Below are 25,733 nucleotides of genomic sequence, written 5' to 3'. Positions count from 1 at the left end.
GATTGTCAACCTATGTTGACATCATGACCGAAGCAACCGATCTGGCCGAGCGCGCCGGTGACCGGGATCCGCGGGTGGGCCTGAGGGCCGTCGCCGCGCTGCGCCGGCTGCTGGAGCAGCTGGAGGCCGTGCAGGTGCGCAACGCGCGCAACCAGGGCTGGTCGTGGCAGGAGATCGCCACCGAACTCGGTGTGAGCAGGCAGGCCGTGCACAAGAAGTACGGGAGGCATTGATGTTCGAGCGGTTCACGAAGGACGCGCGGGAAGTGGTGAAGGGCGCGTTCACGCATGTCGAACGCGGTGGCGGGGGCGGGCAGTGCGTGGAGCCCGAGCATCTGCTGCTGGCCCTGCTCGACCGGGAGGGCAGCCGGGGATCCTTCGCGCTCGCCGCTCTGGGGCTCGGGCCGGAGGGGCGGGAGCCGGTGCGCGAGGCCCTGAGGGAGGCGCGGAGGCGGGCCGGGCTGTCCCGGGCCGAGAGTGACGCGCTGGCCGGGCTGGGGATCGACGTGGCGGAGATCGTCGCCCGGGTGGAGGAGGTGCACGGCGTCGGGGCGATGTCCGGCGACCGCAAGGACACGCGGTGGTGGTCGGGGCGTCCCTCCTTCGGGCGCGGCGCCAAGGACGTGCTGGAGGGGTCGCTGCGGGCGGCCCTCGCGCAGCGGGACCGGCACATCGGTGACGAGCATCTGCTGCTGGCCCTGACCATGCGCCCGGGCGTGCCGGCCGAGGTCCTCGCCGACCACGGGGTGACGTACGCGTCGCTGGTGCGCGTGCTGTACGGGGGTGGCGGCGAGGCCAAGGCCGGCTGAGCGCGGCCCGCTTACTTCTTCGGCGTGCGGAGCAGTGCCCCTATGTGGGCCGCTGCCGTCGACAAGTGGCGGCGGGCGTCGCGCAGCTGGTCGGGGGTGACGCCGTGGTCGCGGGCCGCGTCGCGGATGTCGTCCCGGAAGCGGTCGAGGAGGCGGTCCAGGTCGCGGGCGGGGTCGCCGGTGGACTCCGCGGCGTCCTCGTGGGCCCAGGCCGGTTCGTAGGAGGCCGGGAAGTCCTCGGTGGGCCGTGATCCCGCCGCCGGCGCGGCCGGCTTGCCGGTGCCGGTGGCAGTACCGCTGCCGGTACCAGTGTCAGGACCGGTGCCGGTCCAGTCGAAACCGAAGTCCTTGCCGTAGTCCTTGCCGAACTCGCCGACCTCCTTGACCAGTTCGCTGAGGCCCTCGCGCAGGCCCGTCGGCCAGTCGCCGCGGGTGAAGTGGTCCTGCACCTGCTCCTGGACGCGGCGGGCGATGCGCTGCACCTCCTGCTGTGCCTGGGCGCGGGCCTGCTCCTGGGCCTCCTTCGCCTGGCGGCGGGCGCGCTGGGCGTCCTCGCGGGCGCGGCGGCTCTCGTCCTTGGCGCGGCGGGCCTGTTCCTTCCACTCCTGCCGCGCCCGCCGCATCTCCTCCTTGGCGATGCGCCAGGCGTCCTTGTCGCCGAACTGCGCGAAGTCGCCGTAGGGGGTGCCCTCGGTGGCGCCGGTGCGGCTGCCGTTGTCCCGGCGGGCCTCGGTCGCGGCGGCGCGCATCTCGCGGCGCAGGTCGCCGGCGGCTCCGCGCACGTCCGCCCGAATCTCGGCGGCCAGTTCGGCGACGGACTCCCGGATCTCCAGCTCCAGGTCGGCCAGCTCGCCACTGCGGTCGGCCAGTTCGGCGCGGCCCGCGTCCGTGATCGAGTAGACCTTGCGGCCGCCCTCGGTGGTGTGGGTGACCAGGCCCTCGGCCTCCAGCTTGGCCAGGCGGGGGTAGACCGTGCCCGCGGACGGCGCGTACAAGCCCTGGAAGCGCTCTTCGAGGAGGCGGATCACCTCGTAGCCGTGGCGGGGGGCCTCGTCCAGCAGCTTCAGCAGGTAGAGGCGGAGACGGCCGTGGGCGAAGACGGGGGGCATGTCAGAGCACCTTCTTGTCGGTCGTGCCGTCGGCCTGGGCGGTGGTGGGGTCCGCGCCCGGGCCGGAGACGGAATTGTCTCCCGAGTCGCCTCCGGGCCGGCCCGCCGGGGCCGCCGAGGGGCTGTCGGTGCCGGGACGCGCGTCCCGTGGGGCGCGGTCGTCGTCCTGCTCGGGCGGCCGGCGCAGCAGGGCGATCGAGCCGGAGACCGTCGTGGCCCGCAGGGTGCCGGTGCCCGCGCCCAGGCGGCCGGTGATCTTGTGGGCGCCCCACTGGCCGTGCACGCGGAGGTCGTCGAAGGCGTTGGAGACGGCGCCGCTCGCCGTGTTGGCCTCGACCTCGGCGTCCGCGCGGTGCGGCAGCCGGATCGCGATCTCGCCGGAGACGCTGGTCAGCTTCACGTCCGTGGGGCCGTCCGGGTCGAGGTCGACGATCATGGAACCGCTGACCGATTCGGCCCGGACCGAGCGGCCGGAGCCCTCGACCACGGTGAGGTCGCCGGAGACCGAGTTGAACCGCAGGTCGCCCGTGACGTCCTGGGCCTCCAGGTAGCCGGAGACCGTGTCGGCGCGGACCGGGCCGGAGAGGGCCACCAGCGTCGTGTCGCCGGTGACACCCTTGACCACCGTCGGGCCCTGGATGCCGGAGACGACGGCCGCGGCGCCGACGACTCCCACCTCCACGCGCGTGCCGGCCGGGACGGCCAGGGAGACCACCGCGCTGCGGCGCCAGCCCTTGCGGTCCAGCCAGGACAGGAAGCCCTTCCAGGGCAGGTCCTCGTAGGCGACGGTCAGGGTGCCGCCCTGCCGGGTCACCACCAGAGGCGGGCCTTCGATCTCGGAGACCTCCAGGCGGGCGGAACCTTCGTCCGTGCCCACCACGTTCACCGTTCCGTTGACCAGGCGTACGTGGAGATCGCTCACGGGCTCGTCGAAGGTGCGCTTGCTCGGTTCCGTGACGGACCACTCGGACATCGTGAGACCTCCCCGACTCGACGCGCCATATCGCGTCTCCGGATTTCACGATATATCGTGGAGGGGGAAAGTCAAGACACTCGTTCTGGGGATGGGGGTGGGGTTAAAAGTGTTCAAAGTGTGCCGATTCGCCCTAGCGTGTGAGCATGCCGAGGGAAGCTGCCCCCACCGGTCCCGTGCCAGGGGCGCTGTTGTTGTGCCGGGCGGTGCCCGGGGCCGTCGCCCCCGTCGCCCAGTTGCTGCGTGAGCCCATGCGGCTGACCCGCGCGGGCGACGACTGGAGCGTCCTGGTTCCCGAGGGCCGGCCCTGGCGGGACGGCACCGAGCCCGTCGACCGCGTGGTCACCGGCTGGGCCACCGCCCTCGCCGTGGGCGCGCCCTGGCCGGTCCTGGCCCTGTGGTGGGACGCCGACCACGCGGGCTTCACCCTCGCCTACGGCTTCCGCCGCCCGGTCGGGTTCGTCTGGCTCGCGCACGGCGTCCCTGTGGGGGAGGACGAGGCGATGCGCACGTTCGCCGCGCGCGTGGGTCTCGACCCGGTCCTGGACCTGCAGGCCCTCGAACAGCTCACCAAGCCCGACGACGCCGACGCCTCGGCCCGGCTGCGCGGTCTGCTGGCGGTCCTCGCGCGCGTGGGCCTCGCGATGCCGCCCGGGCTCGCCCCCGGCACCCCCGCCGACCGCCTCGGGGAAGCCGCCGCCGCACTGCCGGACAGCCGGCCCGTCGAATGGCCCGGACTGCGTGAGGCGGTCGCCGAGGGCGGCACCGTCGAGCACAGCCGCCTCGGCCCCTGGCTGCACCGGGCGCGCGGTCCGAGGGCCCGTGTCCTGGCCCTCGCGCAGGTGGCGGGAGGCGTACCGCTGCTGGTCCGGGGCGTCAGACAGCGCGGCGGGGGCTGGGGCTGGACCACCGCCGGGGCACTGCTCCTGGCACACGGCGCGCTGGGCCTGGCCCACGACCTCTACGACCTCACGCACCCACGCGACTGAAACCCACGCGACGGAGACCTACGCGACGGAGACCTACGCGACGGAGATCTGCGCGACGGAGACCCGCGCGACGGAGACCCGCGCGACTGAAGGCCAGATGGCGGGCGGCTCTGAGCGGTCCTCTGCGCGCCGCTCTCGCCGCTCGCGTCTCTCGCCGCTCGCGTCTCTCGCCGCTCGCGTCTCTCGCCGCGACCACACGCACGCGCGTCGCCTCGTCTGCCGCGGACGGACGCCCGTCCGGCCGGGCGCCGACTGGTTCCCTACTCGTCGTCCTCGTCGTCCAGCCGTGCCAGCCACGTCGCCAGGCGCTCCACCGGCACCTCGAAGTCGGGGTTGAGATCGACGAACGTCCGCAGCTGCTCGGCGAGCCACTCGAAGGTGACCTCCTCCTCGCCGCGCCGCTTCTCCAGTTCCTCGATGCCACGGTCCGTGAAGTACATGGCTCAAGGATATGCGGCCGGGCCGCACCCCCTGATGGGGATGCGGCCCGGTGACGTGCGAAGGGACGCGAGGACTACGCCTCGAACACCTCACGCACCAACTGCTCCTGCTCGGCCTGGTGCCGCTTCGCGGAACCGACCGCCGGGGACGAGCTGTGCGGGCGCGAGATGCGGCGCAGGCGCTCGCCGTGCGGGACCTCCGCGCCGACCGCCAGGTCCAGGTGGTCGATCAGGTTGAGCGCGATGAACGGCCAGGCACCCTGGTTCGCCGGCTCCTCCTGGGCCCACAGGTACTTCTCGGCGTTCGGGTACTTCTTGATCTCCGCCTGGAGCTCGGTACCCGCCAGCGGGTACAGCCGCTCGATGCGGATGATCGCCGTGTCCGTCACACCGCGCTTCTGACGCTCGGCCTCCAGGTCGTAGTAGACCTTGCCGGCGCAGAAGACGACCTTCTTGACCGCGGCCGGGTCGACCGACGCGTCGCCGATGACCGGCTGGAACTGCCCGGTCGTGAACTCCTCCGCCTTCGCCGCCGCGGCCTTCAGACGCAGCATCGACTTCGGCGTGAAGACCACCAGCGGCTTGTGGTGCGGGTTGTGCACCTGCCACCGCAGGAGGTGGAAGTAGTTCGACGGCGACGTCGGCATGGCGACCGTCATGTTGTTCTGGGCGCACATCTGGAGGAAGCGCTCCGGACGGGCCGAGGAGTGGTCCGGGCCCTGGCCCTCGTAGCCGTGCGGCAGGAGCAGCACGACGCCGGAGGTCTGGGCCCACTTCTGCTCGGCCGACGAGATGAACTCGTCCACGACCGTCTGGGCGCCGTTGACGAAGTCGCCGAACTGCGCCTCCCACATCACGAGCGCCTCGGGACGGGCCAGCGAGTAGCCGTACTCGAAGCCCATCGCCGCGTACTCGGAGAGCAGGGAGTTGTAGACGTTGAGCCGCGCCTGGTCCTCGGAGAGGTACTGCAGCGGCGTGTACTCCTCGCCGGTGCTGCGGTCGATGATGACCGCGTGGCGCTGGCCGAACGTACCGCGCTGCGAGTCCTGGCCCGCCAGGCGGACCGGGACGCCCTCCAGCAGCAGGGAGCCGATCGCGAGGGTCTCGCCCATGCCCCAGTCGATGGTGCCGTCCTCGACCATCGCCGCGCGGCGCTGCAGCTGGGGCAGCAGACGCGGGTGGACGGTGACGTGGTCGGGGATGTTGACCTGCGACTCGGCGATCCGCTTGACGACCTCCGTGGTCACCGCGGTGTTCACGGCGACCGGGAACTCGGCCTGCGGGTCGGTGGGCTCCACCGAGGCCGGCTGGGACGTGGCCTCGCGGACCTCCGTGAAGACCTTCTCCAGCTGGCCCTGGTAGTCCTGCAGCGCCTGCTCGGCCTCTTCCAGGGTGATGTCGCCGCGACCGATCAGGGACTCGGTGTACAGCTTGCGCACCGAGCGCTTCTTGTCGATCAGGTCGTACATCAGCGGCTGGGTGAAGGCCGGGTTGTCCGACTCGTTGTGACCGCGGCGGCGGTAGCAGATGAGGTCGATCACCACGTCCTTGTTGAACGCCTGGCGGAACTCGAAGGCCAGCCGGGCGACACGGACGACGGCCTCGGGGTCGTCGCCGTTCACGTGGAAGATCGGGGCCTCGATCATGCGGGCCACGTCCGTCGCGTACATGGAGGAACGCGAGGACTCGGGGGCCGCGGTGAAGCCGACCTGGTTGTTGATGACGATGTGGACCGTGCCGCCGGTGCGGTAGCCGCGCAGCTGCGACATGTTCAGGGTCTCGGCCACCACGCCCTGGCCCGCGAAGGCCGCGTCGCCGTGGATCGCGACGGGCAGGACCGTGAAGTCCGTGCCGCCCTTGCCGATGATGTCCTGCTTGGCGCGGGAGACGCCCTCCAGGACCGGGTCGACGGCTTCGAGGTGCGAGGGGTTCGCGACCAGGGAGACCTTGATCTGCTCGCCGTCCAGGCCCGTGAAGGTGCCCTCGGCGCCCAGGTGGTACTTCACGTCACCGGAGCCGTGCATCGACTTCGGGTCGAGGTTGCCCTCGAACTCGCGGAAGATCTGGGCGTACGACTTGCCGACGATGTTGGCGAGGACGTTCAGGCGGCCGCGGTGGGCCATGCCGATGACGACCTCGTCCAGACGGGACTCGGCGGCCGAGTCCAGCACCGCGTCCAGCAGCGGGATGACGGACTCGCCGCCCTCCAGGGAGAAGCGCTTCTGGCCGACGTACTTCGTCTGCAGGAACGTCTCGAAGGCCTCGGCCGCGTTCAGCCGGCGCAGGATGCGCAGCTGCTCCTCGCGCTCCGGCTTGGAGTGCGGGCGCTCCACGCGGTCCTGGATCCACTTGCGCTGCTTGGGGTCCTGGATGTGCATGAACTCGATGCCGGTGGTGCGGCAGTACGAGTCGCGCAGGACGCCGAGGATGTCGCGCAGCTTCATCATCGACTTGCCGGCGAAGCCGCCGACGGCGAACTCGCGCTCCAGGTCCCACAGCGTGAGCCCGTGCTCGGTGATGTCCAGGTCGGGGTGCTTGCGCTGCTGGTACTCCAGCGGGTCGGTGTCGGCCATGACGTGGCCGCGGACCCGGTAGGAGTGGATCAGCTCGAAGACGCGGGCGGCCTTGGTGACGTCGTCGTCGTGGCTGGCGTCGATGTCCTTGAGCCAGCGGACCGGCTCGTAGGGGATGCGCAGGGCCTCGAAGATGTCGTCGTAGAAGCCGTTCTCGCCGAGCAGCAGGTTCGCCACCTGGCGGAGGAACTCGCCGGAGGCGGCGCCCTGGATCACCCGGTGGTCGTAGGTCGACGTGAGCGTCATGACCTTCGAGATGCCGAGCTTGTTCAGGGTGTCCTGGGAGGTGCCCTGGAACTCCGCCGGGTAGTCCATGGCGCCGACGCCCATGATCACGGACTGGCCGGGCATCAGACGCGGCACCGAGTGGACCGTGCCGAGGCCGCCGGGGTTGGTCAGGGAGACCGTGACGCCGGTGAAGTCGTCCATCGTCAGCTTGCCGTCGCGGGCGCGGCGGACGATGTCCTCGTAGGCCTGCCAGAACTCGAAGAAGTTCAGCGTCTCGGCCTTCTTGATCGCCGCGACGACGAGCTGGCGGTCGCCGTTCGGCTTGACCAGGTCGATGGCGAGACCGAGGTTGACGTGGTCCGGCTTGACCAGGGTCGGCTTGCCGTCCACCTTCGCGAACGAGTAGTTCATCGCCGGCATGGCCTTGATCGCCTGGACCATGGCGTAGCCGATGAGGTGCGTGAAGGAGATCTTCCCGCCGCGCGCCCGCTTGAGGTGGTTGTTGATGACGATGCGGTTGTCGAACAGCAGCTTCACCGGGACCGCGCGCACGGACGTGGCCGTGGGCAGCTCCAGGGAGGCGTCCATGTTCTTCGCGACCGCGGCGGCCGGACCGCGCAGCACGACCTGCTCCGGACCCGAGGGGGCCTCGCCGGCGGGCTCGGCCTTCTTCGCGGGAGCGGCCTGCTTGGCGGCGGCCGGCTTCGCGGGGGCCGGGGCGGCCTTCGCGGGAGCGGCGGCCTGGGCCGAGGCCTGCGCGGCGGGCTTCGCCTGTGCCGGAGCCGGAGCCGGAGCCGGAGCCGGGGCCTGCGCCGGAGCCTGCGCGGCGGCGGGCTTCTCGGCGGCGGGCTTCTCGGCCGCCGGCGCGGAGGCCTGGGCCGGAGCGGCGGGCTGGGCCGGAGCGGCGGGCTGAGCGGTGGTGGTCCCCGCGGCCCCCGTGGCCGCGGTACCCGACGGGGCCGGGGCGCCCGCGGCGCCCGGCTTGTAGTCGGCGAAGAAGTCCCACCAGGCTCGGTCTACCGAATTCGGGTCCTGGAGGTACTGCTGATAGATCTCGTCGACGAGCCACTCGTTGGCACCGAACGACGCGGCGGGGTTCTTGCCCGCTTGGTCGGTGTCGGTCGAGATGCTCGAGTTACTGGGGGACTGTGGCGACACGGCGGCAACCGCCCTCTTCCGCTTCACAAGATGATGGACAGCGGGAATCAAGGCTACGCCTCCCCGGGCGGGAAGGTCAGGCCGGGCCCGTTCAACGTCGCGCAAGTCACATCTTGAAGTGTGTTTCGGCGCTTGAAATGGCGGGAAACAAGCGTGGTTCCGCTTAAGGAGGGAAGGGCGGAGCAGGGCCTGACGCGCCAGTGGCGCGGGCCTGTGCCTGATCACACGTGTCCGTCAGTGCGGATGCCGGTGGATCTTGTGGCTCCGCTTCGAACTTTACGTCAACTTGGCACAGATGGAAGTCCCGGAAGAGTGACAAGAATCCGGCAACCCCGCTCGGATTCAGCCACTCCGATCCGACCGCCGTGCAGATCCACCGCCCAGCGGGCGATCGCCAGACCCAGGCCCGTGCCGCCGTCGCTGCCCGGCCCCTGCGGCCGTTTGGCGCTGCCGCGGTTGAACCGCTCGAAGACGCGGTGCCACTCGGACTTCGGAATGCCGGGGCCCTCGTCCAGGACCTCCAGCTCCAGCGACTCCGGCAGGGCGCCGCGCCGCGCCTTGACCGTCACCCGGCCGTGCGGCGGGCTGTGCTTGACCGCGTTGTCGATGAGGTTCGCCACGACCTGGTGGATGCGCTCGGGGTCGGCGTGCGCCGTCAACTCCGGTGGGTGCACGTCCAGGTGCAGATGCACGTCCGTGCGGGTGTGACTGCCCGAGCCGGTGGCGATGCCGGCGCGTACGGAGGCGACCATGTTGGCCTCCTTCAGCACGCCCGACAGATACGGCCACACCTCGAACCGCCGCTTCTTCAGAGGGACGACGCCGTTGTCCAGGCGGGACAGGTCCAGCAGCGTCTCCACCAGCCGGCCGAGGCGCTCGGTCTGCTTCAGCGCCGTGCGCATCGTCTCCGGGTCGGCCTGGGTGACGCCGTCGACGATGTTCTCCAGCACCGCGCGCAGCCCGGCGATGGGGGTGCGCAGCTCGTGCGAGACGTTCGCCACCAGCTCCTTGCGCTGGCGGTCCTGGGCCTCCAGCTCGTCGGCCATGGCGTTGATCGTCACGGCCAGGTCGCCCAGCTCGTCGCGGCGGTTCTCCCGCGTGCGGCGGGTGTAGTCGCCCTGTGAGATGGAACGCGCCACGGCCGTCATCTCGTCCAGCGGCGCGGTGAGCGAATGGGCCACGAACTGCGTGATGAGCAGCGTGGCGATCATCGAGAAGACCGTGATGAAGCGCAGCTCCGTCTTGGTGTGCACCGCGATCACCGACAGGCCCGTGGTGATCAGCACCGAGATGACGACCAGCGCGCCCAGCTTGGTCTTGATCGAGAACGGGCGCACCTTCCCCCAGGGTTCCGGCTCCCCGGGGCCTCTGCGTGCCGCCGGCCCGCCGCTCATGGCGTCGGGGTCTCCAGGGCGTACCCCACGCCGTGCACGGTGCGGATCCGCTCGGCGCCGATCTTCCGGCGCAGCGCCTTGATGTGGCTGTCGACCGTGCGGGTGCCGGAGGCGTCCGCCCAGTCCCAGACCTCGGCGAGCAGCTGCTCGCGCGACAGCACCGCGCGGGGCGTGTTCGCCAGGCACACCAGCAGGTCGAACTCGGTGGGCGTGAGGTGGACGTCCTCGCTGCGCACCCGCACCCGGCGCTGCGCGTGGTCGATCTCCAGCTCACCCAGGCGCAGGATGCCGCTGCGCGGCGTCGCGGCGGCCAGCGCGGCCCGCTCCACGCGGCGCAGCAGCACGTGCACGCGCGCCGCCAGCTCCCGCATCGAGAACGGCTTGGTCATGTAGTCGTCGGCGCCGACGCCGAGACCGACCAGCATGTCGGTCTCGTCGTCCCGCGCGGTGAGCATCAGCACCGGCACCGGGCGGGCGGCCTGCACGCGCCGGCAGACCTCCAGACCGTCGAAGCCCGGCAGCATGATGTCGAGGATCAGCAGGTCCGGCTGCCAGGCCTCGGCGGTGTCGACGGCGGCCGGACCGTCACCCGCGGTTTGCACGAGGAATCCCTCGGCTCGCAGGCGGGTCGCGATGGCGTCGACGATCGTGGCGTCGTCCTCGACGACGAGAACCCGGCGCTGTGCGCCTGGGGTAGCCGTCGCCGAACCGTTGTGGGAGGTCTGTGTCTGCTCCATCGCCCGCCCCTGGGGTGTGCTTTCCGGAATCAGTGGGGTGATTCCTTCTGACTGGCTATGCCTGCGCATCGTTGCGATTGACGCTTGAATGATCGGCGTCAGGGGAGCAGCGTACGGGCAGGCAGCACGCCTTTGCTATCCAGGGCGGACGCCGAGGTGCACGACGTCGGGAACGCCCCGGGCAACGGGGATCTCTTCGGTACGCACCTGTTGGAACCCGGCATTCCGCAAGGTTCCCTCGAATTCCGGAGACGGCTGGGCGGACCAGACGGCGAGGACCCCGCCGGGTCTCAACACCCGTGCGCAGCCCGCCAGTCCGGCTTCACCGTAAAGGTGTGCGTTGCCCTCCGTCACGGTCCAGTCGGGGCCGTTGTCGATGTCGAGGCACAGGGCGTCATACGTGTCGGATGTCTCATTGACGTATGCGACGAGATCGGCTTCGACGATTCTCGTGCGGGGGTCGGCGAGGGCCTCGGCGGAGATCGCGGAGAGCGGGCCGTCGCGGTGCCAGGCGACGATCGCGTGCTCGCGTTCCACCACCGTGATCCCTCCCCAGCGCGGGTCCGACGCGGCGTGTGCGAGGGAGAAGCCGACGCCGAGTCCGCCGATCAGCACGTCGGGGTGATCCCGGCCGGGCAGGGCGTCCAGGGCCGCGTCGACCAGCCGCCGCTCCGAGCGGCCGTCGGAGGTGTCCATCAGGAAACAGCCGTTGGCGATGATCTCCAGCCGGTCACCGTGCCGCCGCAGCACGACCTCGCCGTGCGGGCCGTCGCGCCGGTCCAGGACGTCAGGCGTGTCGTATGAGGTGCGCATCGGCTCATCCTGGCAGGTCCGGGCGGTCGTGGGCGCGGGATTTTCGGGCAGGCGCCGTGGGCGGTGGCGGGTTGCCGCGCACGGCCCGGGCGTGGCGCCCGTCACGGACAACGGGGCGGGGACGGGCGAAGGCTGGGCCCCGACGGAAGGAGCGCCTCCTGTGGAACGCACCGCGCCCTGCGGCGGGACGCGCCCGCCCGTGCCGGGGCCGTTCCGGGGGAATGTGCCAGGTCCGCCCAGGGCCCCTGCGCCCGAGCAGCCCCCGGCCGAGGTGCCGGACACGCCGGCCGGTGGGCCGTGGCCGGGCAGCGCGCCGTCGCCGGACCGCGTGCCGTCGCTGGCCGTGGCCGGGCAGCGCGGCGTCGCCGGCCGCGTGCCGTCGCTCGACGGTGTGCCGAGGCAGCGCGGCGTGCTCGGCACCGGGGGCCCGGGTCGCAGGAGTCCGGCCCCGCGCCGGCGTCCCGGCGTCACCGGGTGCCGCGTCCCTGGCCGCTGCTGCCCACCCCCACGGGTACGCCGTTCACCTTCGCGTACACGGCCCTGCTCTGCCTCACCTCGCTGATCGGCGCGTACGCGCAGCCCGGCGTGGTGCACGCCCTGCTCCAGGGCTCCAGCACGGACGTGGCACACCTGGTGCGCACGCCGGAACTGGTGCTGGTCGGCAGCGCGCTGTGGGTCGCGGGCGGGATGGCCTCGCCGTTCGCGGCCGGGTGCGTGCTGGTGCTGACCGCCCTGGAACCGCGGATCAGAGGGCTGCGCACGGCCGGGGTGTTCCTGCTCGGGCACGTCCTCGCGACCCTGGCGACCGAGGTCCCGGTGGGCCTCGCGGTGCCGGCCGGGCACCTGCCCGGCTCCTCCCTGCACCGCCTCGACTACGGCGTCAGCTCCGGCGTCGCCGCCGCCACCGGCGCCCTGGCCGGTCTGCTCCCGCCCTGGCCGGTCTGCTCCCGCCCTGGCCGGTCTGCTCCCGCCCTGGCCGCGCGTGACCCTGCCGGCCGCCTTCGGCGGAATGCTCCTGCGGGACCTGCTCGCCTTCGCCGACCCGCTGACCGACTGGGGCCATCCGATCGCCCTGGCCGTCGGCGTCGCGGCCTGGCCGCTGGTGCGGCGGTGGCACCTCGCCCGTACGGTGCCGGGCGGGAACTGAGGGAGGGGGCAGGCCGGGGCCGAGGGCGGGGCTGCCAGGGCCGGGGCCGATGGCGGGCCGCCCCGGCCGGTGGCCTGAGGCGGGCCGCCCTGCGGGTGGCTTCAGGCGGGCCGCCCGGCCCGCGCCGACCCCGACGGGTCGTGCCGGGCGCTGGTCAGCCAGGCCCTCATCTCCCAGCCCAGTGCCTCGTACAGGCCGCGCCCCGCGGGCGTGCCGGCCAGGACGCCGGTCCGTGCTCCCTGCCGGGCCGCCGCGCTCTGCAGGGTCCGCATGACGAAGCTGCCCAGTCCCTTGCGGCGGTGTTCCGGGGCGGTCTCGATCCGGTCGGCGACGGCGGTGTCGCCGGTCGGGGTGATCTGCCCGCGTGCGGCCAGGGATCCGTCCGGGGCGGCCAGCATCACGCGCGTCACCCCACCCCGCTCCCAGGTGCGCAGCCGATGGCCGGCCGGGACGTCCGGAGGCTGCTGCGCCGCCAGCGGGATCGTCATGAGGCAGCCGGGTTCGGGGTCGATCCACCAGTCGTCGCCCAGCCAGCCGGCGACCACCGCCGGGTCCCGGAAGGCCTTCAGCCACACGCCGTCGCCGGTCACCGCGCCGGCCACCTTGCGGACGGTCGTCTCGTCGAGGCCCTCACCCGTGGTGCCGAACACGTGCCGGGTGCCGTGCCCGTACAGCCCCACGTCGATCGTCCAGCCCCACGGCTCGGCCACGGGCGGCGCCGCCCCGCGTGACACGACCCACCCGTCCACCCATGCCCGCACGGTCTCGTCCACGCCGCTCCTGTAATCCACGAAATGCGCCGTCGCCTATTACGGGGGTGACCTTATGCGGCCCCCTTCCCGTCGCGGCAGCGGTGATCGCTGACAGCGAACACGTGTCGGGGAACAACCGGCCGCCCCCAAGCATTGAGTCGGCATAGCTCAACTTGACTGCCGAAGGGGAGATCATGGCTTCGACGTCCACACCGCTCACCCTGCCCGTGCTGCCGCTCGACGACGAGGTCGTGCTGCCCGGGATGGTGGTCCCGCTGGACCTGAGCGACTCCGAGGTCCGTGCCGCGGTGGAGGCCGCCCAGGCCGCCGCTCGGACAACACCCGGAAAGCCCCGGGTACTCCTGGTGCCACGCATCGACGGGACGTACGCGAACACCGGTGTCCTCGGCACCGTCGAGCAGGTCGGCCGGCTGGCCGACGGCGACCCGGGCGCGCTGATCCGCGGCCGACGGCGGGTGAGGATCGGTGCGGGGACCACGGGACCCGGCGCGGCCCTGTGGGTCGAGGGCACCAGCGTCGACGACACCGTGCCGGAGCCGCTGCCCGGCCAGGTCGCCGAACTGGTCAAGGAGTACAAGGCCCTCGCCACCGCATGGCTGCGCAAGCGCGGCGCCTGGCAGGTCGTCGACCGGGTCCAGGCCATCGACGACGTCTCGGCGCTCGCCGACAACTCCGGCTACTCGCCGTTCCTGACCACCGACCAGAAGGTCGAACTGCTGGAGACCACCGACCCGGTGGCCCGGCTCAAGCTCGCCACGCAGCAGCTGCGCGACCACCTCGCCGAGCAGGACGTGGCCGAGACCATCGCCAAGGACGTCCAGGAGGGCGTCGACAAGCAGCAGCGCGAGTTCCTGCTGCGGCGTCAGCTCGAAGCGGTCCGCAAGGAGCTGCGCGAGCTGAACGGCGAGCAGGAGGGCGAGGAGTCCGACGACTACCGCGCCCGCGTGGAGGCCGCCGACCTGCCCGAGAAGGTCCGCGAGGCCGCCCTCAAGGAGGTCGACAAGCTGGAGCGGTCCTCCGACCAGTCGCCCGAGGGCTCGTGGATCCGCACCTGGCTCGACACGGTCCTGGAGATGCCGTGGAACGAGCGCACCGAGGACGCCTACGACATCCAGGGCGCCAAGGCGGTCCTGGACGCCGAGCACTCCGGCCTGGAGGACGTCAAGGAGCGCATCACCGAGTACCTGGCGGTGCGCAAGCGGCGCAACGACCGGGGACTCGGGGTCGTCGGCGGGCGGCGCGGCGGTGCCGTGCTCGCGCTCGTCGGCCCGCCCGGCGTCGGCAAGACCAGCCTGGGCGAGTCCGTCGCCCACGCCATGGGCCGGAAGTTCGTCCGCGTCGCCCTCGGCGGCGTCCGCGACGAGGCCGAGATCCGCGGCCACCGGCGCACCTACGTCGGCGCGCTGCCCGGCCGGATCGTCCGCGCCGTCAAGGAGGCCGGGTCGATGAACCCGGTCGTGCTCCTCGACGAGATCGACAAGGTGGGCTCGGACTTCCGGGGCGACCCGGCCGCCGCCCTGCTCGAAGTGCTCGACCCGGCGCAGAACCACACCTTCCGCGACCACTACCTGGAGGTCGAACTCGACCTGTCGGACGTCGTCTTCCTCGCCACCGCCAACGTCCTGGAGGCGATCCCGGAGGCCCTGGCGGACCGGATGGAGATCGTCCGCCTGGACGGCTACACCGAGGACGAGAAGGTCGTCATCGCCCGCGACCACCTGCTCCCGCGCCAGCTGGAGCGCGCCGGGCTCGGCCAGGACGAGGTGACCATCGACGAGAGCGCGCTGCGCAAGCTGGCCGGCGAGTACACGCGCGAGGCGGGCGTCCGCACCCTGGAGCGGTCCGTGGCGCGGCTGCTGCGCAAGATCGCGGCCCAGCACGAACTGGGCGAGCGGGAACTGCCCTTCACCGTCACCGAGAGCCACCTGCGGGACCTGATCGGCCGGCCGCACCACGTGCCGGAGTCCGCCCAGGACCCGGCCGAGCGCCGCACCGCCGTGCCGGGCGTGGCCACCGGGCTCGCCGTGACCGGGGCGGGCGGTGACGTGCTCTACGTGGAGGCGTCCCTGGCCGACCCGGAGACGGGCGCGGCCGGACTGACCCTGACCGGTCAGCTGGGCGACGTGATGAAGGAGTCCGCGCAGATCGCGCTGAGCTTCCTGCGCTCCCACGGCGCCGAGCTCGAACTGCCGGTGGGCGACCTGAAGGACCGGGGCGTGCACATCCACTTCCCGGCGGGCGCGGTCCCGAAGGACGGCCCGAGCGCCGGCATCACGATGACCACGGCCCTGGCGTCCCTGCTGTCCGGACGCCTGGTCCGCACGGACGTGGCGATGACCGGTGAGGTCTCGCTGACCGGGCGGGTCCTGCCCATCGGCGGTGTGAAGCAGAAGCTGCTCGCCGCGCACCGGGCGGGTGTCACCACGGTGATCATCCCCAAGCGCAACGAGCCCGACCTGGACGACGTCCCGGCGGAGGTGCTGGACAAGCTCGACGTCCACGCCGTCACCGATGTCCGCCAGGTCCTGGAACTGGCGCTCGCGCCCGCGACGAACGGCGCGGCGCCGGAGGTTCCGGTCGCGGCGTGACGGACGCGGCCGGCAGGGAAGGCCCGGGTTCCCCCATGGGGGCCCGGGCCTTCACCGTGGGGGAGCCCTGTGGACACGAACGCCCTGACCTGGGAATACTTTCCGGACTGCGGCGCCGGTGGCTGCCGGCGGACCAGCTCAGTAGCGACGACCTAGGCAGGGACTGACGTGCACGAGGACGGCAACGACGACGGACACCGGGCCGGACCCGGTGAGTCCGCAGACGCCGCTGCGGCCGGAAGCGGTACGGCCCCGGGCGGTGTGGCCGGAACGGGCGTCGACCGGCCCGCCTTCCTCGCACTGGAGCGGGAACTGACCGTCCTGCTGCGGCGGGCCCGGGCCAGCCAGGGCGAGATGGCCCGCGAGGTCCACCCGGACCTGGAGTCGTCCGCCTACGGGCTGCTCGTCCGGCTGGACGAGTGCGGCAAGCAGCGGGCCACCGAGCTCGCCGCGTACATCGGCGTCGGCAAGGCGACGATGTCCCGCCAGCTGCGCGCCCTGGAGGAGCTCGGCCTGGTCGCCCGCGAGCCCGACCCCGCCGACGGCCGCGCCTGGCTGGTGGCCCTCACCCAGGAGGGCCACGACCGCGTCAGCCGGGTCCGCGAGGCCCGCCGCGCCCGGTACGCCGGCCGCCTGGCCGACTGGGAGACCCGCGAGGTCACCGAACTGGCCCGGCTGCTGCACCAGCTCAACCGGGGCATGGAGAAGTAGCACCCGGTCCCGGTCCGGGGCGGCCGGGGTCAGAACTCGACGTAGACGACCGTCGCGTCGTCGTGCGTCTTGCCCCGGCCGGGGGACACCCCGGCCGCGGCCGCCCGCTCCAGGGTCCGCACCCGGTCCACCAGGGCCTGCGGACCCTCCTTGCGCACCAGGCGGAAGCAGTCCGTCCAGTCGCCCTCCCCGAACCTCTCCACCCAGCGACTCGCGCCGTCCGTCAGGGCGGCCAGGGCGCCGACCTCCCGGCGGGGCAGGGTCCCCGTCACCGCTCGCCGCGCCACCGAGGGATCGGCCGCGGCCGTGAAGAAGCCGCCCTCCCGGTTGCGCAGGTTCGTGTCCACCAGGACGTCCGTGGCCAGGGCGGCGCGGGGAAGCAGGGCCAGCCGGTCGTCCAGGACGGGCGTGACCGCGCCGTCCGGGGACTCCAGCAGCAGCGCCGAGTCCGACAGCACCAGGTACTCCACCGCGTCCGGGTTCCAGCGGGCCACGACCACCGTGGCCTGGGGAGTTCGCGGGTGAGAAAGGTCACAGGTTGAAGCGTGTGCCTCGGCGGTACGCGCGATGGCGCGGGACAAGGCGTCGACCAGGGGCACATCCGGGAGTGAAACGGTCAGTTCGGTCAGCGCGCCACCGAGGCGGGCGGTGAACCAGGGGACGGAATGCAGACAGCCCGTCCCCGTCCTCGGCGGTGTGACCCCGTCCAGGACGACGAGCGAACCGCCCTGTCCTGAGGCCGGGAGGCCGACACCGGCGAAGTCCTCGTTGGGGCGGTCGGCGTCTCCCGGCTCCGAGGCGAGTTCAGTACGCATCCAGCCAGTCTGCACGAGCCCTTCACAAGGTCCGCGAAAGGCTGGCATTGGTCGCCGCAGCGGCGCACCCGCGCAGGTCAGCCGCCTGGTTTGGGAGGGAATGATGTGGTCCGGAAAGACGCGGTGGCGAATACTGCCACCGCCCGGTCCCGGCGTCCAACCGGCCTGCCGTGCAAGCCTCCTGCAAGAGCCGGTGGAACTTGCCCCTCAACTCCCCTCCGAGGTTCACTCCTTCGGGTGGCGGGTCAGGTGATGCGCGTGCGCTGCCCACCGGCGCTGGGAGGGTCGGGAAGTGTACCGGGAGTACGCACCAGTTGACGGAGCGTCATCCGGGCCCAAGGGTTCACGAGTCAGGAATGCGAGCACCGGTGCAGAAGACGCGGCCTCGTCGCACAGGCAAGCAGACGGCCCCCGTTCAGGGCGCTGAGCCGACGCCCCCCACCGGCAAGGGCCGCCCCACACACGTCCGCAACCGGCTGATCGTCGCCGTGGCCGTCGTGGCCGCGGCCATCGCCGGGGCCGGCACCCCGTCGGTGCTGGCCGCCTCCGCGGAACTCCACGACTCCCAGGAGCTGGTGACGCTCGCGGAGCAGACGCAGGACGCCCTCGCCCTCGCGCACTCCCTCGCGGACGAGCGCGACGACGTCACCGCCTACATCGCGGCCGGCCGGCCCAAGTCCAAGGCGCCCTCCGAGCAGCACAGCGAGCGCGTGGACCGGCAGGTCGAGGAGCTGCGGGCCGACACCGACACACCCGCCGCGCTCCGCTCCGGCCTCGACGGCATCGCGGCCGTGCGGCGAGCGGCACTCACCGGCAAGAGCAGCGCCCTCGAAGCGCACCAGGCGTACTCCGGCGCCATCACCGAACTCCACCGGCTCGCCGAGCAGCTGGCGCAGCGGACGCCGCCCCGCGCCGGAGCCGGCGGCCACGCGCTGGCCGAGCTCGACTCCGCCGTCCAGCAGGCCGCCGCCGCCCGGGGCCTGCTGCTCGCCGCCCTCAACGTGCCGCGCGGCACCGAGACGGTCATCGACCCCGTCACCGGCCTGCCGACGGAGACCGCCACGTCCTCCGGCGCCGACGCCCGGCAGCGCGACGCCCTGAGCGCCGCCGCCCAGCAGGCCCGGCTGCGCTCCGACGCGGCCCTGGCCGACTTCCGCGCCACCGCCCCCAAGGCCGCCCGCGCCTCGTTCGACAACACGGTCACCGGCACCGAGGTCAACTCCGCCGAGAAGTACCTCGCCACCCTCACCGACCAGCCGGCGCTCTCCGGCAGCGAGCTGACCACCGGCACCAAGCGGCTGGACGCGGCCCTGTCCGCCCGGGTCGACCTGATGCGCGGCGTCGAGTCCGCCCTCTACGACCGCCGCACCAAGGACCTGGAGGCGCTGCGCGACGACGACGTCACCGCGCTGGAGATCCGCATCGCGATCCTCGGCGCCCTGATGCTGCTCGCCGTCGGTGTCGCCACGGGCATGGCCCGCAGCCTCACCCGCCCCCTCGCCGTCCTGCGCCTGGGATCCAGGCGCCTGGCCGAGGCCGAGGACCCGGCGGCCGAGGAACCGGTGAAGTTCACCGGCCGCAACGACGAGTTCGCCCAGGTCGTCCGTTCCGTCAACGCCCTGCACGCGCACGCCGCCGCCCTCACCGAGCGGATCGCCACGCTGGAGTCCGACCGCAAGCACCTCGTGGGCCAGCGCCAGAAGATGGCCGACGCCCGTGAGGAACTGCGCGGCCAGCTCGCCGAGTCCGCCGCCCAGCTGGAGCGGCTGCGCACGGCCATCGGCGGCACCTTCGTCAACCTGGCGCTGCGCACCCTGGGCCTGGTCGAGCGGCAACTCGCCGTCATCGAGAACCTGGAGGAGCGCGAGCAGGACCCGGACCGGCTCGCCACGCTCTTCAAGCTCGACCACTTCGCGACCGTCATGCGCCGGCACAGCGAGAACCTCCTGGTCCTCGCCGGCACCGAGCACGTGCAGCACGCCGCAGGCCCCGTGCCGCTGGTGGACGTCGTGCGCGCCGCGGTCAGCGAGATCGAGCGGTACGAGCGGGTCCGCATCGCCGCGCTGCCGCCGCACGCGCACATCGCCGGGTTCGCCGCCGACGACCTCTCGCACCTGCTGGCCGAACTCATGGAGAACGCCACCTCGTTCTCCCCGCCCGACCTGCCCGTGGAGATCTCCGGCTGGCTGCTGGAGAACGGCGAGGTCATGCTCTCCGTCCAGGACGAGGGCATCGGCATGACCGAGGACCGGCTGGAGCGCCTGAACACCCGACTGTCGGACTTCGACCCGGAGGCGCCCTACGACCAGGAGGGCGAGGACGGGCTCGGTCTCGGCCTGTACGTCGTCGCCCGCCTCGCGCAGCGCCACGGCGTGCGCGTCCAGCTGCGCGAGCAGAAGCAGGGCGGGGTCGCGGCGGTCGTCGTCCTGCCGAGGACCCTGCTGGCGGCGGCCCCGGCCGCGGCCGTCCCGGCCTCCGGGCCGCTGTCCACCACCGCCCCCTCCTTCTCCCTGCCCGGCGCCGACGCCGAGGCCAACTCCAACGTCCTGCACGCCCGCGCGGGCGGCGGGGACCCGCTGGTGGCCCTGGCCGAGAAGGCCGTACGGCGGGAGGAGGCCGGCCGCGGCGCGACCGCGGCGGAGCACCCGGAACCGGACGAGGCCGACGCCGCAGCGCAGGAGGGGGCGACGGCACCGGCCGAGACCCCCGCCGAGACCACCATGGAGCTGCTGGCCCCGATACCGCAGGACGAGCAGGAACCGACCCGGCACGACAGCGCGGCCGACGACGGCGGGACCACCCCGCACGAGCCGGCCCCGCACGCTCACGCGAACCGCACGGGGGGTGCGGGCGAGAGCGAGCACGACGGGGCCGGTTCGGAGGCCGACGCCGAACACGAACGCGTCACCGACAAGGGCCTGCCCAAGCGCACGCCCAAGATCACCGCCACGGCCACCGCCCCGCGCCAGCGCAGCGGCTCCGTCGACGCCGAAGCCCTGCGCCGCCGCCTCGGCGGCTTCCGCAAGGGGGCCCAGGCCGGCTACCGCGAGGTGGAGGCGGAGATCGCCGAGCAGACGGCCTCGCACCGACGGCCGGCCACCGGCACATCTGGACCAGCTGATTCCGAAGAAGCCACGGGGGGCACAGTCGAGGAGGCAAGCAGTTGACCGCGCCCAGTACCTTCGGACTGATCGGACTGAGCAGTGAGGCCCGCAACCTGCACTGGCTGCTGACCAACCTCGTCGAGGAGGTGCCCGGGATCCTCTCGGTCGCCGTCGTCTCCTCCGACGGACTGCTCCTGCTGTCCTCCGACGCAGACCGCAACAAGGAGGCCCGGGAGGCCCTGCAGGGCACCGGGAGCCGGCCCACCGGCCCCCGCGGCTCCGCCGCCGACCTCGCCACCATCGTCTCCGGCATCGGCAGCCTCACCATCGGCGCCGCCAAGCTGATGGACTACGGCGGGGTCAAGCACACCATGATCGCCATGGAGGAGGGCAGCCTGTTCGTGATGTCGATCAGCGACGGCTCGCTGCTCGGCGTGCACGGCTCCGCGGACTGCGACATGAGCGTGGTGGCGTACCACATGGCCCTGTTCGTCGGCCGGGCCGGCCACGTCCTGACGCCCGAACTCCGCAGCGAGCTCCGCAAATCCCTGGAGGAGTCCCAGACGACGGGGAGCGCCCGATGAGCAGTACGCCCAAGCAGCATCTCCCGGTCCGCGGCGGGGACCGCAAACCCGCCCGGGTCCGCCCCTACTCGCTCACCGGCGGCCGGACCCGGTTCGGCCACGTCCTCCTCGTGGAGACGTTCGTGGCCAGCACGGCCGCGCTGGACGCCCCGGAGGAGCGCAAGGAACTGACGAACGGCAACCTCTCCAGCCGCGTGATGCCGGAGCTGCGGGCCATCGTCGAACTGTGCCGCCGGATGCGTACGGTGGCCGAGATCGCCGCGCTGCTGAAGATGCCGCTCGGCGTGGTCCGCGTGCTCCTCAGCGACCTCGCGGACCAGGGAAAGATCCGTGTGTACGGCACGGGGACCGGCCACGGCACGGGCCGCCCCGACCGCGCTCTGCTGGAAAGGGTGCTGAGTGGACTCCGTCGTCTCTGACGCCGCTCACGGCGTCGCTGCTTCCTCCCCGCTCGCCCAGCGCGACGCGAGCATGCACGCCTGGGAGACGGACCGCACCCGTGCCCCCATAGCCACGAAGATCGTGGTGGCGGGCGGCTTCGGCGTGGGCAAGACCACGCTCGTCACCTCCGCCTCGGAGATCACGCCGCTGCAGACCGAGGCGCTGATGACCGAGGCGAGCGAGGCCACCGACGACCTCACCGCCACCCCGGGCAAGACCTCCACCACGGTCGCCATGGACTTCGGGCGCATCACGCTCGACGACGACCTGGTGCTCTACCTGTTCGGCACGCCGGGCCAGCAGCGCTTCTGGTTCATGTGGGACGACATCGTGCGCGGCGCGATCGGCGCCGTGGTGCTGGCCGACACCCGGCGGCTGAAGGACTGCTTCCCGGTCCTGGACTACTTCGAGAGCTCCGGGCTGCCGTACGTGGTCGCGGTCAACCACTTCGACGGCGCCGAGCTGTTCGAGCCGGAGGACGTGCGGGAGGCCTTGACCATCCCGCAACACATACCTGTCATGATCATGGACGCGCGTCGCCGGATCTCCGTGATCGAGACCCTCCTGGCCCTCGTCGGCCACGCGCTGGACGAAACCCCCGAGTAGAGGACAGCCCGCATGCGGAAGATACTCGTCGTCGGAGCCGGCCAGTCCGGTCTCCAGATCGCCCTCGGCCTCCAGTCGCAGGGGTACGAGGTCACCCTGATGTCGAACCGGACGGCGGACGAGATCCGCACCGGCCGGGTCATGTCGACGCAGTGCATGTTCCACACGGCCCTGCAGCACGAGCGCGACCTCCAGCTGAACTTCTGGGAGTCCCAGGCCCCGAAGATCGAAGGACTCGGCGTCTCGGTCGCCGCCCCCGGCTCCTGGGCCGAGGGCCCCGCCGCCCGGGCCATCGACTGGCTCGGCCGCCTCGACGGGTTCGCGCAGTCGATCGACCAGCGCGTGAAGATGGCCGGCTGGATGGAGACCTTCGCCCAGCGCGGCGGCCAGCTCGTCATCCACGGCGCGGCCGTCGGCGACCTCGACTACTTCTCCCGCACGTACGACCTGGTGCTGGTCGCCGCCGGCAAGGGCGAACTGGTCCAGATGTTCGGCCGCGACGCCGAGCGCTCCCCGTACAGCGAGCCGCAGCGCGCGCTGGCCGTGGCGTACGTCCACGGCCTCGGCCCGCGCCCCGAGCACCCGGACACCGACGCGGTGCGCTGCAACCTGGTGCCGGGCGTCGGCGAACTGTTCGTCATGCCGTGCCTGACCACCTCCGGCCGGGCCGACATCCTCTTCTGGGAGGGCATACCCGGCGGTCCGCTCGACGTCTTCGCAGGCGTCAAGGACCCCGCGGAGCACCTCTCCCTGACCCTGGAACTCATGGAGCGGTACGTCCCCTGGGAGTACGCGCGGGCCACCAAGGTCGAACTCACCGACGCCGGCGGCACGCTGGCCGGGCGCTACGCCCCCACCGTCCGCAACCCGATCGGCCGGCTGCCCGGCGGCGGGCTCGTGCTGGGCGTGGCGGACGTCGTCGTCGCGAACGACCCGATCACCGGGCAGGGCTCCAACTCGGCGTCCAAGTGCGCCGCCGCCTACCTCGCCTCGATCGTCGAGCACGGCGACAAGCCGTTCGACGAGGAGTGGATGCGGGCCACCTTCGACCGCTACTGGGCCACCGCCCAGCACGTCACCAAGTGGACCAACGCGATGCTCGCGCCGCCGCCCGAGCACATCCTGAACCTCATCGGCGCCGCCGGCGAGATCCAGCCGGTCGCCGACCGCTTCGCCAACGGCTTCGACAACCCGGCCGACTTCGAGAACTTCTTCTACGAGCCGGAGAAGGCGCAGGCGTACCTGGTCGAGGCGTCGGGCGCGGGCGCCGCCTAGGTCTCGTCCTGCGGGGCGGGCCTGCCCTGCGAGGGGTTGTGCCCTAGTCCTCGTCGCCCGTGTGCCCCTCGTAGCCCTCGTAGCCCTCGTCCGACCCGTCCGTCGCGCCCTCGGGGAGCTCCGGCGGCTCGTAGCGCCGCAGGGGCTTCCCCTCGGGGTCGGGGCGCACGGCGCCCAGGACGGGGTTGGCCGCGATCGGTGACACCTTCACCTTCGCGCCCGGTCGGGGCGCCTGGACGACCCGGCCGTCGCCGAGGTACAGCGCCACGTGCGTGGCCTCCTCGAAGTACACGACCAGGTCGCCGGGGCGCAGTTCGTCCAGCGGGATCCGGCGCAGCCGCTTCCACTGCTCCTGGCTGGTGCGCGGGACGGGCGTGCCCGCCGCCGCCCAGGCCTGGGAGGTCAGGCCCGAGCAGTCGAACGACTCCGGGCCCTCGGCGCCCCACTCGTAGGGCTTGCCGAGCTGCCGTACGGCGTAGCGCACGGCCCGGCCGCCCGCTGCCGTCGGGGTGCGCACGGCGTTGGCGCTGCCGCCCGCGCCGAGCGCGCCGGACGCCATGAACCGCTTCTGCGCCTTCGTGACGCCGTCCTTCTCCAGGGCGGCGACGGCGGTGAGCTGGTCGTCGTCGAGGGAGGCGAGGAGCTCCTCGACGTCGTGCAGCCGCCCGCGCACCGTGTCGCGTTCCTTCTTGCGGCGCTCGGCCAGGGCGAGCTGCTCGTCGAGGGCCTGGCGGGCCTTGCGGGCGAGGTCCCGGGCCTTGCGCTCGCTGCCGGTCAGCCGGCCGACGGTGCCGGCCCGCTCCCGGGCGATCCGGCCGATCACCCGGCCCTGGTCCACCGCGCGCTCCGGGTCGCGGGCCAGCAGCAGGCGGACGTAGGGGGAGATGCCGGTGCTGCTCTGGTACTGCTGCCGGGCCAGGCGGCCGGCCGCGCCCCGGCTGTCGTGCAGGGAGAGCCGGGCACGGGCGAGGGCGCGCTCCAGCCGGTCGGTCTCGGCGCGCTGCTTGCGCAACTTCTCCTCGGTGGCGTTGTAGGCCTCGGTGGCCTGCTCGGCCTGCCGGTACAGACGCTGAAGGTCGGTCAGGAGACGGGCGACGGAAGGCTGTTCCGCGTCCGGCTCGGGAACGGCCGCGGCGGGTACGGGCGCGAGGGCCGTGCCGGCGGCCGTCGCCGCGACGCAGACCAGACGCAGCAAGGTTCCTGACATGCCGTCACCTCCGGTGCGGGGGCGGCCCTGTGCCGCCGGACACCGTGAGGATGTGCCGCGTGCGCGGGGTGCGCGCGGTGAGTGTGCGCGGTTCGGCGCAACGCCGTCACCCGTCCGCGTCGTCCCGGTTGCCGGGCGGCGTGGCGTCTGGCTTCGACCACGGCCAGTTGAGGCGGCGCGACGGGGCGCCCTCGGGGTCGTACGTGTACTTCCAGCGGTTGGTCAGGCCGACTCTGCCCGGTCCGCGGGGCACGCGCCGGTAGACCAGCACGGTGGGTGCCCCGCCGTCCGGGTCCGGGACGGGAATGCGGTACGTCTTGGGCGGGTGGCCGGTCATGCCGAGCAGGACGGGCAGCACCCTGCCGTCCATGGGGCCGCCCTCGAAGGGGGTGTCTTCGCTCTTCACGGGACCAGTCTCAGACATCCTCGGCGAGGGCCAGGACCAGGGCGTCCGTCTGCGGGTCGCGGCGGGCGGTCACCGTCAGCATGGCGACGAACTGCTCGACGAGCCAGTCGCGGAGCTCCGGCGCGGCAGGCTCCTTGTCCTCGTCGAGCCAGATGAGCGACGAGGCCTCGACGGCGGTGATCCACATGCGGATGGTCATGCGCAGGCGGGGGCCGGGCTCGGTGACGCCCAGGTGGCTGAGGATGTGCTCGGCGGCGACGCGGCGGACTCCGTCCACGATGGCGGTGGTGCGGGAGGTCTCGACGACGCTGCCGCCCTGGAGGAGGGCGCTGAAACCGGCGGCGTGCTCGTCGACGAAGGCGAGGTAGCGGTCGAGGGCACGGGACAGGCGGGCCAGCAGCGGGCCCTCGCGGGGTTCGTCGAAGCAGTGCTGCAGCTCGTCGGCGGCGGAGCGGAGCGCGGCCTCGTAGAGCTGCTGCTTGCCGCCGGGGAAGTACCGGTACACCAGCGGGCGCGAGACGCCGGCCGCCTCGGCCACGTCGTCGAGCGAGACCTCCTCCGGCGCGCGGTGCGCGAAGAGGCCCAACGCGGCGGTGAGCAACTGACTGCGGCGCTCCTCGACGCTGAGTCGCCGGTAGGCGGGGGTGGGGGCGGCGGCTGGTGTCATGCTCCGCAGCGTAATCGGGGGGTCGGGGCGCTGCGTAGCGGTGGGTGGGGGGCGGTGGCGCGCGTGGCCGGTTCGGTGCGGGTGCGGGGCCGGTGCGCGTCTTCGCCTGACGGTGGGGGGTGGGTCGGGGGGGGGGGGGGGGGGGGGGGGGGGGGGGGGGGGGGGGGGGGGGGGGGGGGGGGGGGGG

General features: G+C 72.7%; 23 protein-coding genes and 1 pseudogene. 12 read left to right on the top strand and 12 right to left on the bottom strand.

The window, feature by feature from the left end; translation table 11 throughout:
- The first annotated feature begins 23 nt into the window (after positions 1–23).
- Entirely contained in the window at positions 24–233 is a 210-nt protein-coding gene (locus tag ACPXCS_RS30625; RefSeq protein ID WP_003992902.1) for an HTH domain-containing protein, read from the top strand.
- Positions 233–808, top strand: coding sequence for a Clp protease N-terminal domain-containing protein (locus tag ACPXCS_RS30620; protein ID WP_425952245.1), 576 nt, complete (start codon positions 233–235; stop codon positions 806–808). Before ACPXCS_RS30625 ends, ACPXCS_RS30620 begins: the two co-directional genes overlap by 1 nt.
- 11 nt (positions 809–819) lie before the next feature.
- Here ACPXCS_RS30620 and ACPXCS_RS30615 read toward each other — a convergent pair whose 3' ends face one another.
- Together ACPXCS_RS30615 and ACPXCS_RS30610 are read right to left on the bottom strand one after the other, a co-directional pair.
- Positions 820–1,917 (bottom strand): PadR family transcriptional regulator, encoded by a 1,098-nt coding sequence (locus ACPXCS_RS30615; protein ID WP_425952246.1) that lies wholly within the window; start codon positions 1,915–1,917, stop codon positions 820–822.
- A 1-nt stretch (position 1,918) separates the two neighbouring features.
- A complete protein-coding gene (locus ACPXCS_RS30610) occupies positions 1,919–2,890 on the bottom strand; it encodes a DUF4097 family beta strand repeat-containing protein (RefSeq protein ID WP_425952247.1) in 972 nt (323 codons plus the stop codon).
- Positions 2,891–3,036: 146 nt separating this feature from the next.
- Here ACPXCS_RS30610 and ACPXCS_RS30605 point away from each other — a divergent pair, with 146 nt between their 5' ends.
- Positions 3,037–3,879: a hypothetical protein gene (locus tag ACPXCS_RS30605; protein WP_425952248.1), complete on the top strand. Its 843-nt coding sequence runs from the start codon at positions 3,037–3,039 to the stop codon at positions 3,877–3,879.
- Positions 3,880–4,139: 260 nt separating this feature from the next.
- Here the strand turns inward: ACPXCS_RS30605 and ACPXCS_RS30600 are convergent, their stop codons facing one another.
- The 5 genes from ACPXCS_RS30600 to ACPXCS_RS30580 all read right to left on the bottom strand — a co-directional run bounded on the left by ACPXCS_RS30600 (position 4,140) and on the right by ACPXCS_RS30580 (position 11,222).
- Positions 4,140–4,319: a DUF6104 family protein gene (locus ACPXCS_RS30600; protein WP_003992906.1), complete on the bottom strand. Its 180-nt coding sequence runs from the start codon at positions 4,317–4,319 to the stop codon at positions 4,140–4,142.
- 74 nt (positions 4,320–4,393) lie between these two features.
- Complete coding sequence (locus ACPXCS_RS30595; RefSeq protein WP_425952249.1) at positions 4,394–8,278, bottom strand: multifunctional oxoglutarate decarboxylase/oxoglutarate dehydrogenase thiamine pyrophosphate-binding subunit/dihydrolipoyllysine-residue succinyltransferase subunit; 3,885 nt, start codon at positions 8,276–8,278, stop codon at positions 4,394–4,396.
- Between the two features lie 281 nt (positions 8,279–8,559).
- On the bottom strand, positions 8,560–9,672 hold the full coding sequence (locus ACPXCS_RS30590; RefSeq protein ID WP_425952250.1) for a HAMP domain-containing sensor histidine kinase: 1,113 nt from the start codon (positions 9,670–9,672) through the stop codon (positions 8,560–8,562).
- The gene (locus ACPXCS_RS30585; RefSeq protein WP_309097915.1) at positions 9,669–10,409 is read right to left on the bottom strand and encodes a response regulator transcription factor; all 741 of its coding nucleotides are present in this window, start codon (positions 10,407–10,409) and stop codon (positions 9,669–9,671) included. The genes ACPXCS_RS30590 and ACPXCS_RS30585 overlap by 4 nt, the downstream gene beginning before the upstream one ends.
- Positions 10,410–10,544: 135 nt before the next feature.
- On the bottom strand, positions 10,545–11,222 hold the full coding sequence (locus tag ACPXCS_RS30580; RefSeq protein WP_425952251.1) for a spermidine synthase: 678 nt from the start codon (positions 11,220–11,222) through the stop codon (positions 10,545–10,547).
- A gap of 63 nt (positions 11,223–11,285) precedes the next feature.
- Between ACPXCS_RS30580 and ACPXCS_RS30575 the strand changes: the two are divergent.
- Both ACPXCS_RS30575 and ACPXCS_RS30570 read left to right on the top strand, forming a co-directional pair.
- Positions 11,286–12,089, top strand: a pseudogene (locus tag ACPXCS_RS30575) (rhomboid-like protein); the annotation flags it as partial.
- 115 nt (positions 12,090–12,204) lie between these two features.
- Positions 12,205–12,369, top strand: coding sequence for a hypothetical protein (locus ACPXCS_RS30570; RefSeq protein ID WP_425952252.1), 165 nt, complete (start codon positions 12,205–12,207; stop codon positions 12,367–12,369).
- A 101-nt stretch (positions 12,370–12,470) separates the two neighbouring features.
- Here the strand turns inward: ACPXCS_RS30570 and ACPXCS_RS30565 are convergent, their stop codons facing one another.
- Positions 12,471–13,142: a GNAT family N-acetyltransferase gene (locus tag ACPXCS_RS30565; RefSeq protein WP_425952253.1), complete on the bottom strand. Its 672-nt coding sequence runs from the start codon at positions 13,140–13,142 to the stop codon at positions 12,471–12,473.
- 173 nt (positions 13,143–13,315) lie between these two features.
- On the opposite strand from ACPXCS_RS30565, the gene lon reads away from it, so the two are divergent.
- Positions 13,316–15,730 carry an endopeptidase La gene (lon, locus tag ACPXCS_RS30560; protein ID WP_425952254.1) on the top strand — a complete coding sequence of 805 codons (2,415 nt, stop codon included), beginning with the start codon at positions 13,316–13,318 and terminating at the stop codon, positions 15,728–15,730.
- Positions 15,731–15,898: 168 nt separating this feature from the next.
- Positions 15,899–16,441, top strand: a complete 543-nt coding sequence (locus ACPXCS_RS30555; RefSeq protein WP_425952255.1) for a MarR family winged helix-turn-helix transcriptional regulator — start codon at positions 15,899–15,901, stop codon at positions 16,439–16,441.
- A gap of 29 nt (positions 16,442–16,470) precedes the next feature.
- Here ACPXCS_RS30555 and ACPXCS_RS30550 read toward each other — a convergent pair whose 3' ends face one another.
- Entirely contained in the window at positions 16,471–17,256 is a 786-nt protein-coding gene (locus ACPXCS_RS30550; RefSeq protein WP_425952256.1) for a protein phosphatase 2C domain-containing protein, read from the bottom strand.
- Positions 17,257–17,624: 368 nt separating this feature from the next.
- On the opposite strand from ACPXCS_RS30550, the gene ACPXCS_RS30545 reads away from it, so the two are divergent.
- The 5 genes from ACPXCS_RS30545 to ACPXCS_RS30525 are packed head-to-tail and all read left to right on the top strand — an operon-like array spanning position 17,625 to position 23,266.
- A complete protein-coding gene (locus ACPXCS_RS30545; RefSeq protein ID WP_425952257.1) occupies positions 17,625–20,423 on the top strand; it encodes a nitrate- and nitrite sensing domain-containing protein in 2,799 nt (932 codons plus the stop codon).
- Positions 20,420–20,944, top strand: a complete 525-nt coding sequence (locus ACPXCS_RS30540) for a roadblock/LC7 domain-containing protein (protein ID WP_425952258.1) — start codon at positions 20,420–20,422, stop codon at positions 20,942–20,944. Before ACPXCS_RS30545 ends, ACPXCS_RS30540 begins: the two co-directional genes overlap by 4 nt.
- Complete coding sequence (locus ACPXCS_RS30535) at positions 20,941–21,363, top strand: DUF742 domain-containing protein (protein WP_383323778.1); 423 nt, start codon at positions 20,941–20,943, stop codon at positions 21,361–21,363. The genes ACPXCS_RS30540 and ACPXCS_RS30535 overlap by 4 nt, the downstream gene beginning before the upstream one ends.
- A complete protein-coding gene (locus ACPXCS_RS30530) occupies positions 21,344–21,991 on the top strand; it encodes a GTP-binding protein (RefSeq protein WP_425952259.1) in 648 nt (215 codons plus the stop codon). The genes ACPXCS_RS30535 and ACPXCS_RS30530 overlap by 20 nt, the downstream gene beginning before the upstream one ends.
- A 12-nt stretch (positions 21,992–22,003) precedes the next feature.
- Positions 22,004–23,266: a styrene monooxygenase/indole monooxygenase family protein gene (locus ACPXCS_RS30525; RefSeq protein ID WP_425952260.1), complete on the top strand. Its 1,263-nt coding sequence runs from the start codon at positions 22,004–22,006 to the stop codon at positions 23,264–23,266.
- A gap of 43 nt (positions 23,267–23,309) precedes the next feature.
- Here the strand turns inward: ACPXCS_RS30525 and ACPXCS_RS30520 are convergent, their stop codons facing one another.
- The 3 genes from ACPXCS_RS30520 to ACPXCS_RS30510 all read right to left on the bottom strand — a co-directional run bounded on the left by ACPXCS_RS30520 (position 23,310) and on the right by ACPXCS_RS30510 (position 25,546).
- Positions 23,310–24,473 (bottom strand): NlpC/P60 family protein, encoded by a 1,164-nt coding sequence (locus ACPXCS_RS30520; RefSeq protein WP_425952261.1) that lies wholly within the window; start codon positions 24,471–24,473, stop codon positions 23,310–23,312.
- A 106-nt stretch (positions 24,474–24,579) separates the two neighbouring features.
- Positions 24,580–24,879 carry a hypothetical protein gene (locus ACPXCS_RS30515; protein ID WP_425952262.1) on the bottom strand — a complete coding sequence of 100 codons (300 nt, stop codon included), beginning with the start codon at positions 24,877–24,879 and terminating at the stop codon, positions 24,580–24,582.
- 10 nt (positions 24,880–24,889) lie between these two features.
- Positions 24,890–25,546: a TetR/AcrR family transcriptional regulator gene (locus ACPXCS_RS30510; RefSeq protein ID WP_425952263.1), complete on the bottom strand. Its 657-nt coding sequence runs from the start codon at positions 25,544–25,546 to the stop codon at positions 24,890–24,892.
- Between the last annotated feature and the right edge of the window lie 187 nt (positions 25,547–25,733).

Origin of the sequence: Streptomyces sp. DT190, assembly GCF_049846985.1 — a bacterium.
Taxonomy (GTDB): domain Bacteria; phylum Actinomycetota; class Actinomycetes; order Streptomycetales; family Streptomycetaceae; genus Streptomyces.
The sequence above is the reverse complement of the archived record's forward strand: the minus strand, read 5'-3'. Positions and strand labels throughout refer to the sequence as shown.

Bases quoted from the DNA above. Each gene is read 5' to 3' on its own strand.
- ACPXCS_RS30625 (WP_003992902.1), top strand. From the start codon at position 24: ATGACCGAAGCAACCGATCTGGCCGAGCGCGCCGGTGACCGGGATCCG.
- ACPXCS_RS30620 (WP_425952245.1), top strand. From the start codon at position 233: ATGTTCGAGCGGTTCACGAAGGACGCGCGGGAAGTGGTGAAGGGCGCG.
- ACPXCS_RS30615 (WP_425952246.1), bottom strand. From the start codon at position 1,917: ATGCCCCCCGTCTTCGCCCACGGCCGTCTCCGCCTCTACCTGCTGAAG.
- ACPXCS_RS30610 (WP_425952247.1), bottom strand. From the start codon at position 2,890: ATGTCCGAGTGGTCCGTCACGGAACCGAGCAAGCGCACCTTCGACGAG.
- ACPXCS_RS30605 (WP_425952248.1), top strand. From the start codon at position 3,037: ATGCCGAGGGAAGCTGCCCCCACCGGTCCCGTGCCAGGGGCGCTGTTG.
- ACPXCS_RS30600 (WP_003992906.1), bottom strand. From the start codon at position 4,319: ATGTACTTCACGGACCGTGGCATCGAGGAACTGGAGAAGCGGCGCGGC.
- ACPXCS_RS30590 (WP_425952250.1), bottom strand. From the start codon at position 9,672: ATGAGCGGCGGGCCGGCGGCACGCAGAGGCCCCGGGGAGCCGGAACCC.
- ACPXCS_RS30585 (WP_309097915.1), bottom strand. From the start codon at position 10,409: ATGGAGCAGACACAGACCTCCCACAACGGTTCGGCGACGGCTACCCCA.
- ACPXCS_RS30580 (WP_425952251.1), bottom strand. From the start codon at position 11,222: ATGCGCACCTCATACGACACGCCTGACGTCCTGGACCGGCGCGACGGC.
- lon (WP_425952254.1), top strand. From the start codon at position 13,316: ATGGCTTCGACGTCCACACCGCTCACCCTGCCCGTGCTGCCGCTCGAC.
- ACPXCS_RS30550 (WP_425952256.1), bottom strand. From the start codon at position 17,256: ATGCGTACTGAACTCGCCTCGGAGCCGGGAGACGCCGACCGCCCCAAC.
- ACPXCS_RS30535 (WP_383323778.1), top strand. From the start codon at position 20,941: ATGAGCAGTACGCCCAAGCAGCATCTCCCGGTCCGCGGCGGGGACCGC.
- ACPXCS_RS30525 (WP_425952260.1), top strand. From the start codon at position 22,004: ATGCGGAAGATACTCGTCGTCGGAGCCGGCCAGTCCGGTCTCCAGATC.
- ACPXCS_RS30520 (WP_425952261.1), bottom strand. From the start codon at position 24,473: ATGTCAGGAACCTTGCTGCGTCTGGTCTGCGTCGCGGCGACGGCCGCC.
- ACPXCS_RS30510 (WP_425952263.1), bottom strand. From the start codon at position 25,546: ATGACACCAGCCGCCGCCCCCACCCCCGCCTACCGGCGACTCAGCGTC.